8 protein-coding genes are annotated in these 10,563 nt (G+C 61.4%); all 8 read left to right on the forward strand.

From position 1 onward, the window contains the following. The first annotated feature begins 155 nt into the window (after window positions 1–155). The gene (gene prmA, locus ACV8MC_RS03565) at window positions 156–1,034 is read left to right on the forward strand and encodes a 50S ribosomal protein L11 methyltransferase (RefSeq protein ID WP_457264488.1); all 879 of its coding nucleotides are present in this window, start codon (window positions 156–158) and stop codon (window positions 1,032–1,034) included. A gap of 30 nt (window positions 1,035–1,064) precedes the next feature. Then, window positions 1,065–2,324 carry a DUF3426 domain-containing protein gene (locus tag ACV8MC_RS03570; RefSeq protein ID WP_457264489.1) on the forward strand — a complete coding sequence of 420 codons (1,260 nt, stop codon included), beginning with the start codon at window positions 1,065–1,067 and terminating at the stop codon, window positions 2,322–2,324. 185 nt (window positions 2,325–2,509) lie between these two features. Next, on the forward strand, window positions 2,510–3,520 hold the full coding sequence (gene dusB, locus ACV8MC_RS03575; protein ID WP_016771866.1) for a tRNA dihydrouridine synthase DusB: 1,011 nt from the start codon (window positions 2,510–2,512) through the stop codon (window positions 3,518–3,520). Then, window positions 3,517–3,837, forward strand: a complete 321-nt coding sequence (gene fis / locus ACV8MC_RS03580) for a DNA-binding transcriptional regulator Fis (protein WP_002555375.1) — start codon at window positions 3,517–3,519, stop codon at window positions 3,835–3,837. The genes dusB and fis overlap by 4 nt, the downstream gene beginning before the upstream one ends. An 83-nt stretch (window positions 3,838–3,920) precedes the next feature. Beyond that, the gene (purH, locus tag ACV8MC_RS03585) at window positions 3,921–5,528 is read left to right on the forward strand and encodes a bifunctional phosphoribosylaminoimidazolecarboxamide formyltransferase/IMP cyclohydrolase (protein WP_457264492.1); all 1,608 of its coding nucleotides are present in this window, start codon (window positions 3,921–3,923) and stop codon (window positions 5,526–5,528) included. 147 nt (window positions 5,529–5,675) lie between these two features. Further along, window positions 5,676–6,971 (forward strand): phosphoribosylamine--glycine ligase, encoded by a 1,296-nt coding sequence (purD, locus tag ACV8MC_RS03590; RefSeq protein WP_041480674.1) that lies wholly within the window; start codon window positions 5,676–5,678, stop codon window positions 6,969–6,971. A gap of 99 nt (window positions 6,972–7,070) precedes the next feature. Continuing rightward, window positions 7,071–9,848 (forward strand): hybrid sensor histidine kinase/response regulator, encoded by a 2,778-nt coding sequence (locus tag ACV8MC_RS03595; protein ID WP_150741627.1) that lies wholly within the window; start codon window positions 7,071–7,073, stop codon window positions 9,846–9,848. Window positions 9,849–9,911: 63 nt separating this feature from the next. Next, complete coding sequence (locus tag ACV8MC_RS03600) at window positions 9,912–10,508, forward strand: MarC family protein (protein ID WP_016771870.1); 597 nt, start codon at window positions 9,912–9,914, stop codon at window positions 10,506–10,508. Window positions 10,509–10,563: the final 55 nt, after the last annotated feature.

A 10,563-nucleotide genomic window follows, 5' to 3' on the forward strand; every position in this document is an offset into this window, starting at 1 on the left:
CTATTTGCCGACAAAAGTGCTCAGGCCATACATATGTATATCGCGGCCGCGAATGTGTAACAGCCAAGCGGTGTGTCCACTTTGCCGGCGACCTGGCGTAAACTGCGCGCTTTTGCAGCTTCGGGCTGCCCCACAGATTTTCAAAGGTGCCCGCCATGCCTTGGCTGCAAGTCCGTCTCGCCATCACCCCGGAACAAGCCGAAACCTACGAGGACGCATTCCTCGAAGTCGGCGCCGTGTCGGTGACTTTCATGGACGCCGAAGACCAGCCGATCTTCGAACCGGAACTCAACACCACGCCGCTGTGGTCGCACACCCACTTGCTGGCGCTGTTCGAAGGCGGTACCGAACCGGAGCCGGTTCTGGCCCATCTGGAATTGCTGACCGGCAGCCCGTTGCCCGAACATCACAGCGAAGTCATCGAAGACCAGGACTGGGAACGCAGCTGGATGGACGGTTTCGAGCCGATGCGTTTCGGCCAGCGTCTGTGGATCGTGCCGAGCTGGCACGCCGCGCCCGAGCCTGATGCGGTCAACCTGCTGCTGGACCCGGGCCTGGCGTTCGGCACCGGCACCCACCCGACCACCGCACTGTGCCTGGAATGGCTCGACGGCCAGGATCTGAAAGGCTGCCACGTGCTCGACTTCGGCTGTGGCTCGGGGATTCTGGCGATTGCCGCCCTGCTGCTCGGCGCCAAACAGGCTGTGGGCACCGACATCGACGTGCAGGCGCTGGAAGCCTCGCGCGACAACGCTGGGCGCAACAACATTGCCGATGAGCTGCTCCCGCTGTACCTGCCCGAGGATCTGCCGCAGGTTCAGGCCGACGTACTGGTCGCCAACATTCTCGCCGGCCCGCTGGTATCGCTGGCGCCGCAGCTGTCCAGCCTGGTCAAGAGCGGTGGGCGCCTGGCGCTGTCGGGCATCCTCGCCGAGCAGGGCGAAGAAGTAGCGGCAGCTTATGCGCAGGACTTCGAACTCGACCCTATCGCCAATCGCGATGGCTGGGTGCGCATCACCGGGCGTCGGCGCTAAAATGACCGCTTGCCTGAACCGGATCGCCGCATGACCGACAGTTTCGTCACCCAATGCCCGCATTGCCAGACCAGTTTCCGCGTCAACCATGCTCAATTGAGCGTGGCGCGCGGGGTGGTTCGTTGCGGCTCCTGCCTGCAAGTGTTCAATGCCGCCAAGCAGCTGCTCGAGCAACATTCCGGCAAGGACACGGTGACGCCGGTCGCACCAGCGCTGCCTGAAGCGCCCGCGCCTGTCAGCGATTCTGCGGTCGTCGAACAGATCCCCGCACCGCGCGCCATCAGCCAGAAGCAATGGAGCGCGTCGGAACTGGATCTGGACAGCCTCGATCTGGACGAAGAACTCGCCCGCCTCGAACAGCGCGAAATCCAGCCGGCCGCCGAATTCGGCCGTACCCGCGAAGAATCCTTGAGCGCCCGACGCGACAGCCCGGAGCCGGACGAAGGCACATGGCCCGACAGCCTGTTCAGCGAGCCTGCGGATGAGCGCAGCGTAGCGCCGGATATCGAGCCGGATATTGACGGCGTCGAAACCCTCGAACCCGAGCGCACCGAACCTTCGCTGTCGCTGGAGCCGGTGGATCTGGATGACGAGCCGCCGATCCCGCAACTGCGCCTGCACGATCCGATCGATCCCAACGCCCGCCGCGAACGCCTGTCAGCCAGCGACGACAACGATGACGACGATCTGCCATTGATCACTTCGCCGCGCAAAAAACGCGAACGGGCCGAGCCCGGCGTGCGCGCCGAGGTCCTGCAGGATCTGACCGACGACCCGCTGCAACTGGACTGGCAGCAGCGCCGCTCGCCCTGGGGCCGGCGCCTGCTCTGGCTGGTGCTGGTGGTGTTGGCGGCCGGCGGCCTTGCCGCCCAGTACATCGCCTATCACTTCGAGGAACTGGCGCGGCAGGATCAATACCGACCGTGGTTCCAGCAGATCTGCCCGCAGATCGGCTGCACCGTGCCGTCGAAAGTCGATATCGGCAAAATCAAGAGCAGCAATCTGGTGGTGCGCAGCCATCCCGATTTCAGCGGGGCGCTGGTGGTCGACGCGATCATTTACAACCGGGCGACGTTTTCCCAGCCGTTCCCTTTGCTCGAACTGCGCTTCGCCGACCTCAACGGTCATCTGATCGCCAGTCGTCGCTTCAAACCCGGCGAGTATCTGAGCGGCGATCTCGAAGGCCTCGCGGAAATGCCGCCGCAGACGCCGATCCACATCGCCCTGGATATTCTCGATCCGGGGCCGAAAGCGGTGAATTACAGCCTGAACTTCCACTCACCGGAGTGAACCGCTTCAGCATTTCCCGATTGACGGCATTTTTCTGACTGGATGGCGGCCAACCAAACCGTTGGCGATAACAGAATAACTGTTCAGATTTTGTTCAATTCAGCCTTTAACCAGTCATCGAGAGCGGGTATCATGCCCACCCTTTTTCGAACTCTCATGATCCGGCCCCACTTCAGGGAAGTCCTATGTCGGCGGTACGCATCGGCCCATATACATTGCAGAACGGTTTGATTCTCGCCCCGATGGCGGGCGTCACCGACCAGCCCTTTCGTCAGCTGTGCAAGCGTCTGGGCGCAGGGCTTGTAGTCTCGGAAATGGTCACCAGTGACATGAGCCTGTGGAATACCCGCAAGTCGCGCATGCGCATGATCCACGAAGGCGATCCCGAGCCGCGCTCGGTGCAGATCGCCGGTGGCGACGCGCAGATGCTGGCCGATGCGGCACGGGCCAACGTCGAGCTGGGCGCACAGATTATCGATATCAACATGGGCTGTCCGGCCAAAAAGGTCTGCAACAAGGCCGCCGGCTCCGCGTTGCTGAAAGACGAAGCACTGGTGACCGAGATCCTCCAGGCCGTAGTGGCCGCGGTTGATGTGCCGGTCACCCTGAAGATCCGCACCGGCTGGGATCGCGAAAACAAGAACGGTCTGAACGTGGCGAAGATCGCCGAACAGGCCGGGATCACAGCGCTGGCCGTGCATGGCCGTACGCGCGCCGATCTGTACACAGGGGAAGCCGAGTACGACACGATTGCCGCGATCAAGCAGGCCGTGTCGATCCCGGTGTTTGCCAACGGCGATATCGATTCGCCGGAAAAGGCCCGATACGTGCTTGATGCGACCGGTGCCGATGGCCTGCTGATAGGCCGGGCCGCTCAAGGGCGGCCATGGATTTTTCGCGAGATCGATCATTTCCTGCGTACCGGCGAGAAATTGCCGGCGCCGGAACTGAGCGAAGTGGAACGCATCCTGCTGGAGCATCTGGCTGCCCTTCACGCCTTTTATGGTGACGTGATGGGCGTGCGCATTGCCCGCAAGCATGTGGGCTGGTATCTCGCAACCTTGCCGGGCGCCAGGGAGTTTCGCGCCCGTTTCAATCGTTTGGATGGTACGGAAACACAATGCGCCGACGTTCGGGAGTTCTTCGCCGAGCGTTACAAGAGCCTGACAGGGGACGAAGAAGGGGTGGCCGCATGACGATGATGACCGAGACTTTAGTGAGTGGAACAACACCCGTGAGCGACAACGTGAATTTGAAACAGCACCTCAACACACCGAGCGAAGAAGGCCAGACCCTTCGCGGGAGTGTCGAGAAGGCGCTGCACAATTATTTCGCCCACCTTGAGGGCGCGTCCGTCACGGATGTGTACAACCTGGTGCTGTCCGAAGTCGAGGCGCCCCTGCTCGAAAGCGTGATGAACTACGTCAAGGGCAACCAGACCAAGGCCAGTGAGCTGCTGGGACTGAACCGCGGCACGCTGCGCAAAAAACTCAAGCAGTACGATCTGCTGTAAGCATTCAATCAAACCAGAAAGGCGCCCGCGTAAAAAACGGTCGCCTTTTTTGCTGACTTCCTTTGCTTTTGATGGAAATTGAGATGACCGACCAGACTACCCGCCTGCCGATCCGCCGCGCCTTGATCAGCGTTTCCGACAAGACCGGGATCCTCGAATTCGCCAAGGAGCTCGAAGCTCTGGGCGTCGAGATCCTCTCCACCGGCGGAACGTTCAAGCTGCTGCGTGACAACGGCGTTGCCGCAGTGGAAGTCGCGGATTACACCGGTTTCGCCGAGATGATGGACGGTCGGGTGAAAACCCTGCACCCGAAAATCCACGGCGGCATCCTCGGTCGTCGCGGTACTGACGACGCGATCATGAACGAGCACGGCATCAAGCCGATCGATCTGGTAGCGGTCAACCTGTACCCGTTCGAAGCGACCATCAACAAGCCAGGCTGCGACCTGCCGACCGCCATCGAGAACATCGACATCGGCGGGCCGACCATGGTCCGTTCGGCAGCGAAAAACCACAAAGACGTGGCCATCGTGGTGAATGCCAGCGATTACGCCAACGTTCTGGAAAATCTCAAGGCCGGCGGCCTGACCTACGCCCAGCGTTTCGACCTGATGCTCAAGGCTTTCGAACACACCGCCGCCTACGACGGCATGATCGCCAACTACATGGGCACCGTGAACCAGGGCGCTGAAACCTTGAGCACTGAAGGTCGCAGCGAATTCCCGCGCACCTTCAACAGCCAGTTCATCAAGGCTCAGGAAATGCGCTACGGCGAGAACCCGCACCAGAGCGCGGCGTTCTACGTGGAAGCCAGGCCTGCCGAAGTCGGCATCGCCACCGCGACCCAGCTGCAAGGCAAAGAACTGTCGTACAACAACGTCGCCGACACCGACGCTGCGCTGGAATGCGTGAAGAGTTTCGTCAAGCCAGCCTGCGTGATCGTCAAGCACGCCAACCCGTGCGGCGTGGCGGTCAGCCCGGACGCTGAGGGCGGCATTCGTCAGGCTTACGAACTGGCCTACGCCACCGACACCGAGTCGGCGTTCGGCGGCATCATCGCCTTCAACCGTGAACTGGATGCCGAGACCGCCAAAGCGATCGTCGAGCGCCAGTTCGTTGAAGTGATCATCGCCCCATCGGTCAGCGAAGAAGCCCGCGCCATCGTCGCGGCCAAAGCCAACGTACGCCTGCTGGCCTGCGGCGAGTGGTCGGCTGAGCGCGCCGCTGCCTGGGATTACAAGCGCGTCAACGGTGGCCTGCTGGTGCAGAGCCGTGATATCGGCATGATCAGCGCCGATGACCTGAAAGTGGTGACCAAACGCGCGCCGACCGAACAGGAAATCCACGATCTGATCTTCGCTTGGAAAGTCGCCAAATACGTCAAATCCAACGCCATCGTCTACGCCAAGAACCGCCAGACCATCGGTGTCGGCGCCGGCCAGATGAGCCGCGTCAACTCGGCACGCATCGCCGCGATCAAGGCTGAGCACGCCGGTTTGCAGGTGGCCGGTTCGGTCATGGCGTCCGACGCGTTTTTCCCGTTCCGCGACGGTCTGGACAATGCGGCCAAGGTCGGCATCACTGCGGTGATCCAGCCGGGCGGCTCGATGCGTGACAACGAAGTGATTGCTGCTGCTGATGAAGCCGGCATCGCAATGGTCTTCACCGGCATGCGCCACTTCCGTCACTGATACACCGATTCAAATCTGGGAGCGAGCCTGCTCGCGAATGCAATCTGCCAGCGACGTTGACGTTGACTGACACACCGCTTTCGCGAGCAGGCTCGCTCCCACATAAAGCGCTCCAGCAGCGCCTGACAGATTTTTGAGGTTTTTGAAATGAATGTTTTGATCATTGGCAGCGGTGGCCGTGAACACGCTCTGGCCTGGAAAGTGGCTCAGGATCCGCGTGTGCAGAAGGTTTTCGTTGCACCGGGCAACGCTGGCACCGCCATTGAAGCCAAATGTGAAAACGTTGCCATCGACGTGTTGGCGCTGGAGCAACTGGCCGATTTCGCGGAAAAGAACGTTTCCCTGACCATCGTCGGCCCGGAAGTGCCGCTGGTGGCCGGCGTGGTCGATCTGTTCCGCTCCCGTGGCCTGGACTGCTTCGGTCCGACTGCCGGTGCTGCGCAACTGGAAGGCTCGAAAGCCTTCACCAAGGATTTCCTCGCCCGCCACAAGATCCCGACCGCCGATTACCAGAATTTCACCGAGATCGAGCCGGCCCTGGCTTATCTGCGTGAGAAAGGCGCGCCGATCGTGATCAAGGCCGATGGCCTGGCTGCCGGCAAAGGCGTGATCGTCGCCATGACCCTGGCCGAAGCCGAAGACGCCGTGCGTGACATGCTCGCTGGCAACTCGTTTGGCGACGCCGGTTCACGCGTGGTGATCGAAGAATTCCTCGACGGCGAAGAAGCTTCGTTCATCGTCATGGTCGACGGCAAGAACGTGCTGCCGATGGCCACCAGCCAGGATCACAAACGCGTCGGCGACGGCGACAGCGGCCCGAACACTGGCGGCATGGGTGCTTATTCCCCTGCCCCGGTGGTCACCGCCGACGTGCACCAGCGCGTGATGGATCAGGTGATCTGGCCGACCGTGCGCGGCATGGCCGAGGAAGGCAACGTCTACACTGGCTTCCTTTATGCCGGTCTGATGATCGACAAGGCCGGTAACCCGAAAGTCATCGAGTTCAACTGCCGCTTCGGCGATCCGGAAACCCAACCGGTGATGCTGCGTCTGCAATCGAGCCTGGTGCTGCTGGTTGAAGCCGCATTGGCGCAGGCACTGGACAAAATTGAAGCACAGTGGGATCCGCGTCCGAGCGTTGGCATCGTTCTGGCTGCTGGCGGCTACCCGGGCGACTACGCCAAAGGCGCAGCGATCAACGGTCTGGACGCAGCGTCAGGTCTGGAAGGCAAAGTCTTCCACGCCGGCACCGCGTTAAAGGACGGTCAGGTCGTTACTGCCGGTGGTCGTGTACTGTGTGCCACTGCCATGGGCGCCACCGTGGGTGAAGCTCAGCAGCAGGCCTACAAACTGGCCGCTGCCATCGACTGGGAAGGCTGCTTCTACCGCAAGGACATCGGCTACCGCGCCATTGCCCGTGAACGCGGCGAAACCCAGGAGTAAGCGATCCATCAGGCCCGGCGCGGGATGCCATTCCTCGCCGGGCTGTTCGGTCGTCGCGCATCGTTATATTCTGGCATCAACCTACGAAGGGATTTCGCCGTGCGCTGGCTCAGGATTGCCATAAGCTTCACCGTCACGCTGATGACCTTGCTCTGCATGCTCCCGGCCCAGGCCGCGCAAGGCAGTGGCTGGTCGGTATTGCTTGACGATCAGGGCATCCTGCAACTGAGCGACATCCGCTCCGCTCGCTACACCAATCAATTCAGCCCCATCGAGCTTGACCGTCTGACCGCGGCCGAACCCGAGGGCGCCCTGTGGCTGCGCTTCAAACTGGCGCCGGGCAAGCACGAACAAGTGCTGCGCATCTTTGCCCCCGACCTGTCACAACTCAATCTCTACGTGCTCGACGGCGACCGGCTGATCGAGCAACGCAATACCGGCAACGAACGGCCGCAGGCCGAACATCCTTTGCCAAGCAGCGATTTCATGCTGCCCCTGCCCCAGGCCGACAAGCCGCTGGACGTCTACGTACGCATGGTCTCCGGCCATCAGCTGCGCCCGCACATCACCCTGCAAGCGGCAATCGAGGGCGCAGCCGATCAGAAGCAGACGCTGATTTTCGGCCTGCTGTTCGGCTGCCTCGCCATGCTCCTGCTGCACAACCTGGTGCGCTACGCCTACTCGCGCTCGCGCAGCAGTCTGTGGCTGGCGATCTGTGAAGGCCTGCTCGGACTGAGTCTGTTCCTGTTGCTCAATCTCGCCGGTCCGTGGTTGCCGAACTGGCAAGCCATTCAGACGCCGGGCGCTTATCTGGCATTGCTGCTGACGGCTCCAGCCGGATTGATGTACGCCCTGCGCTTCTTTGCACCACTGGGCCAGCATCCGCTGAACAAACTGCTGTGGGGCGACATTCTGTTGATCGTCACGTGCAGCCTGTTGCTGCTGTTCGTCAACACCTTGCCGCTGAACATCATCACCTACGCATTGGTCGCATTGGCCGGTCTGAGCATGTTGCTGGTGGGTTTCTATCACTGGCAGAAGGGCTATCGCCCGGCGCGTCTGTTCGTCGCCGCCATGATCGTGTTCAACATCGGCACCCTGGTTATCCTGCCGGCGTTGCTGGGGCTGACCCTGGTCACGCCGCAAGGCCTGATCATGACGCTGATGTTGTTCATTTGCATCAGCGGTCTGCTGATGAGCGTCGCCTTGGGCGAGCGACAGCGCAGCATCACTGAAAGTCGTTTCAGCATCAGCCGCGACCTGGCGGCAAGCAACGCCGAAATCAACGCCAAAGCCGAATTCCTCGCCAAGATCAGCCACGAAATCCGCACACCGATGAACGGTGTACTGGGCATGACCGAGCTGCTGCTGGGCACGCCGCTGTCGGTCAAGCAACGCGATTACGTGCAGACCATCCACAGCGCCGGCAACGAACTGCTGACGCTGATCAACGAGATCCTCGACATCTCCAAGCTCGAATCCGGGCAGATCGAACTCGATGACGTGCAGTTCGACCTCAACGCGCTGATCGATGATTGCCTGAGCATCTACCGGGCCAAGGCCGAGCAACAGAACGTCGAGCTGATCAGCTTCATCCAGCCGCAAGTGCCACGGGTGATCAGCGGCGATCCGACGCGCCTGCGCCAGACCTTGCTGAGCCTGCTGGAAAACGCCCTGAAGAAAACCGAAGAAGGCGAAGTGCTGATCGTCGTTGCACTGGATGAGCGCAGCAGCAAGCCGCGCCTGCGCATTGCCGTGCAGGACAGCGGCGTGCCGATGGAGCCGGAAGAGCGCGAAGCGCTGTTGCACGCCGAATTGCACAGCAAGCACTTCCTCTCGGCCAATCGCCTGGGCGGCAATCTCGGCCTGGTGATCGCGCGCCAACTGATCCGCCTGATGCAAGGCGAGTTCGGCATCAAGAGCGGCGCCACCCAGGGCAGCACTTTGTGGCTGACCTTGCCACTGGACCCGGATCGCCTCGAACATCCGACCTCCGACCTCGACAGCCCGCTGCAGGGCGCGCGGGTGCTGGTGGTCGACGATAACGACACCTGCCGCAAGGTACTGGTGCAGCAGTGCAGCGCCTGGGGCCTGAATGTCAGCGCCGTGCCGTCGGGCAAGGAGGCGCTGGCGCTGCTGCGCACCAAGGCGCATCTGCGCGATTACTTCGACGTGGTCCTGCTCGACCAGAACATGCCCGGCATGACCGGCATGCAACTGGCAGCGAAGATCAAGGAAGACCCGAGCCTGAACCACGACATTCTGCTGATCATGCTCACCGGCATCAGCAACGCGCCGAGCAAGATCATTGCGCGCAATTCGGGGATCAAACGAATACTGGCCAAACCGGTGGCCGGCTATACGCTCAAGACCACGCTGGCTGACGAGCTCAATCAACGCAACAAGGGCCAGGTCGCGTTCCAGCCGCAGGTCGTTACGGCGGCCACAGCGGCCAAAGTGCCGAGCGACTTCCGCATCCTCGTCGCCGAAGACAACACCATCTCGACCAAAGTGATCCGTGGCATGCTCGGCAAGCTCAACCTGCAACCGGACACCGCGAGCAATGGCGAAGAAGCGCTGCAAGCGATGAAGGCCCAGCGTTACGACCTGGTGCTGATGGATTGTGAAATGCCGATCCTTGATGGCTTCTCCGCCACTCAGCAACTGCGCGCCTGGGAAGTCAGCAATCAGCGCATCCGCACACCGGTTGTAGCCCTCACCGCGCACATTCTTGCCGAACACAAGGAGCGCGCCCGGCAGGCCGGCATGGACGGGCACATGTCCAAACCGGTCGAGCTCTCCCAGTTGCGCGAGTTGATCGAACACTGGGTTGCCCAGCGCGATCAGCAGAACCGGGCCACGACCCAGCCGTCGTAAACCGACAGAATCTGCGGTGCCTGATAGACTCCCCCCCGACTCCATCGCCAGTGAGCTTGCATCATGCTCCATGTGTTGTTCAGCGTTTATCTGAAGATGCTGGTGCTCTACAGCCCGTTCTTCGTGTTGTCGTGCTTTATCAGCCTGACCCGTGGCTATTCGCGCAAGGAACAGCGGCGTCTGGCGTGGAAGGTCGCCCTCGCCACACTGATTTCCAGTGTGCTGCTCTATTTGTTCGGGCGGGTGATTTTCGATGTCTTCGGCATCACCGTGGACGCCTTCCGCATTGGCGCCGGCAGCGTGCTGTTCATTTCCGCGCTGGGCATGGCTCAGGGCAAACCGGCGGTGCAGGCCGACAATGTGCAGCAGGACGTGACCATCGTGCCGCTGACCATCCCGCTGACGGTCGGCCCCGGCACCATCGGCGCCTTGCTGGTAATGGGTGTCAGCCAGCCGCACTGGGACGACAAGCTCACTGCAATCATGAGCATCGCCCTGGCCAGTTTTACTGTCGGAGTGGTGCTGTATCTGTCCAATCGCATCGAGCGGATTCTCGGCGATCAGGGCTTGCAGATTGTCAGCCGCTTGATGGGATTGTTTGTTTGCGCACTGGCCGCGCAGATCATTTTTACCGGCGTGAAAGGTTATCTGGTGCCTTGAGTGTTGTTGCAGCGCAACCGCCACAACGAAACGCCGCGTACGGTCACCGTTCGCG

The sequence above is a fragment of the Pseudomonas sp. PK-RTE-24 genome (genome assembly GCF_054052265.1).

Coding starts and splice junctions, on each gene's coding strand:
- ACV8MC_RS03600 (WP_016771870.1), top strand. CDS start 9,912: ATGCTCCATGTGTTGTTCAGCGTTTATCTGAAGATGCTGGTGCTCTAC.
- dusB (WP_016771866.1), top strand. CDS start 2,510: ATGTCGGCGGTACGCATCGGCCCATATACATTGCAGAACGGTTTGATT.
- prmA (WP_457264488.1), top strand. CDS start 156: ATGCCTTGGCTGCAAGTCCGTCTCGCCATCACCCCGGAACAAGCCGAA.
- purD (WP_041480674.1), top strand. CDS start 5,676: ATGAATGTTTTGATCATTGGCAGCGGTGGCCGTGAACACGCTCTGGCC.
- purH (WP_457264492.1), top strand. CDS start 3,921: ATGACCGACCAGACTACCCGCCTGCCGATCCGCCGCGCCTTGATCAGC.
- ACV8MC_RS03570 (WP_457264489.1), top strand. CDS start 1,065: ATGACCGACAGTTTCGTCACCCAATGCCCGCATTGCCAGACCAGTTTC.
- fis (WP_002555375.1), top strand. CDS start 3,517: ATGACGATGATGACCGAGACTTTAGTGAGTGGAACAACACCCGTGAGC.